This window comes from Nonlabens dokdonensis (assembly GCF_002162835.1).
GTDB lineage: Bacteria > Bacteroidota > Bacteroidia > Flavobacteriales > Flavobacteriaceae > Nonlabens > Nonlabens dokdonensis_B.
The window spans coordinates 1795-3972 of sequence record NZ_MAAX01000171.1; the positions used below are offsets into that span (position 1 = coordinate 1795).

The 2178-nt window shown below is 36.7% G+C and carries 3 protein-coding genes; all 3 read right to left on the reverse strand.

Annotated elements, in window-relative coordinates:
- On the reverse strand, nucleotides 1–163 hold a 163-nt coding region (locus tag A9Q93_RS11100; RefSeq protein WP_303687477.1), incomplete at its 3' end, for a DUF2851 family protein.
- Between the two features lie 223 nt (nucleotides 164–386).
- The gene (locus A9Q93_RS11105; protein WP_303687475.1) at nucleotides 387–1403 is read right to left on the reverse strand and encodes a PLP-dependent cysteine synthase family protein; all 1017 of its coding nucleotides are present in this window, start codon (nucleotides 1401–1403) and stop codon (nucleotides 387–389) included.
- Nucleotides 1404–1555: 152 nt separating this feature from the next.
- The coding region (locus tag A9Q93_RS11110; protein ID WP_303687476.1) for an amidohydrolase family protein at nucleotides 1556–2178 on the reverse strand (623 nt) is incomplete at its 5' end.

The following is a 2178-nucleotide window of genomic DNA, read 5'->3' on the forward strand; positions in this document are numbered from 1 at the left end:
CCTGACCGCCAATCTCTACACGACCGTTAAAAAAGTCTGGGCCAGAAAAAAAATTGTGCGTTCCTAAAGACTTTATCTTAATCTCTTTTCCTTCTGTTGTAAGGAGTTCTTGACCACTCAACTGCTTGAACTTCCAGAGGTAATGAATAAAATCTTCTTGCATGATTGAAATATAGCAAATATTTCAAATAATTTACACGCAATATTTGGATGTACGCTACAATAGAATCTAGCTTATTTCCCTAAGGGCAGAATTAATTCTGCCCTTAGGGAAATGAAACACCTCAAAAACAAATTGCTTTTGAGGTGCTTTTATCAATTAACTGTAGCTGTTTTATTCTTTGAGATACTGAATAAATTGATGCTCAATTTTTCAGTATTATGGTCTATTTATCATCTGGATGGTAAGTTCCATCTTCTTTTAACCAACCTTTTTCACGCATCCAGTTATCGTTAAAAAACTTACCTACATAACGGCTACCATGATCGTGATACAAAATAACTACCACGTCATCTTTAGTAAACCCTACTTCTTCATGAATCTGTTTTAGACCTTTGATGGCAGCTCCTGCGCTGTTCCCTAGAAACATTCCTTCCTCTTTTGCCAGTCTTCTTGTATAAACAGCAGCGTCTTTATCGGTTACTTTAGTAAATCCATCGATTACCTCAAAACGTACGTTCAATGGTAAGATATCTTCACCTATACCTTCAGTTACATAAGAATGGATCTCGTTCTCATCAAAAATACCGGTTTCATGGTATTTTTTAAAAACCGAACCATAAGTATCAATTCCCCAAATTTTGATATTTGGATTTTGCAATTTTAAATAAGTTCCTACACCAGAAATTGTTCCACCTGTTCCTACACCTACCACAAAGTGAGTGATCTTACCTTCAGTTTGTTTCCAGATTTCTGGACCTGTACTATCGTAATGCGCTTTACAGTTGGATGGATTATCATACTGGTTTACATACCAAGAATTAGGAATCTCCTCGCTCAAACGTTTACTTGTAGAATAATACGATTGTGGATCTTCTGGAGCGACATCTGTAGGACATACATGCACCTCAGCTCCTACGGCTCTAAGTATATCCATTTTTTCATTGGACTGTTTATCACTTAAAACACAAATCAATTTGTAACCTTTCATAATAGCAGCGAGAGCAAGTCCCATTCCTGTATTACCGCTGGTTCCTTCTATAATAGTACCACCAGGTTTAAGGCGCCCATCAGCTTCGGCATCTTCTACCATTTTTAATCCCATTCTATCCTTAACAGAATTTCCTGGGTTAAAAGTCTCGTATTTAGCAAGTACTAAAGCCGGAATATCTTCTACTAACTTGTTCATTTTAACAAGTGGTGTATTTCCGATAGTACCTAATATATTTTCTGCGTAATCCATGTAATGTATTTGAATTGCAAAAATAGGATTTTAGAAATGTCTAAATAAGAAATAAGTGTGAATCTCTATTATAAATATGAATCTGTGGTAGATGTTTTTAAAAAATCCGCTTTCGCGAAAGCGGAACTAAAAGCAAACCTTCACCAATTTACCTAAGCTTTTACACGATTGTAGAACTCTTTTTTAGCAGCTTCATCACTACCAAAAAGCCATCGCACCACATGCTCGTCCCACATATTGTCTGCTTGATCTGGTGTAATAATGTTGCGTTCCATGGCGAGATCAATGATTTTACCAGGATAAGAACTTTGTTTTTCACTGTCCATTTCTCCCAGCGGATACGGATCGTCCAGACCTACAAGAACTTGTTTGGCTCCTTGATTTTCTACTAATAGTTTTAAAGAACCAGTGTCATGAACCAGCGTATCAAAGAAGATATTAGGATGACCAACTGATTTTCTTGGGTGTGTTTTACCTTCAAATAAATCTGGTCTACCGTCAAAACCTTGAATTCTACGTCCCAGATTCATTTGAGCCAGTTGACCACCATGCGCAAAACAAATACGCATGCCTGGATATTTAAAAGCGTAACCGTTGAGAGTCAAAAAATGATAAGCATCTGCACATTGTGCAAGCATCCAGATCAAATGAAAACGCCAGGAAGTGTTTTGTAGTTTTATAAATTTCTCTCCATCATAAGGATGAATTTCTATAGCAAGATTGAGCTCACTGGCGAGTTCAAAAATAGGCTCATTTTCTTCATCAAAAATACATC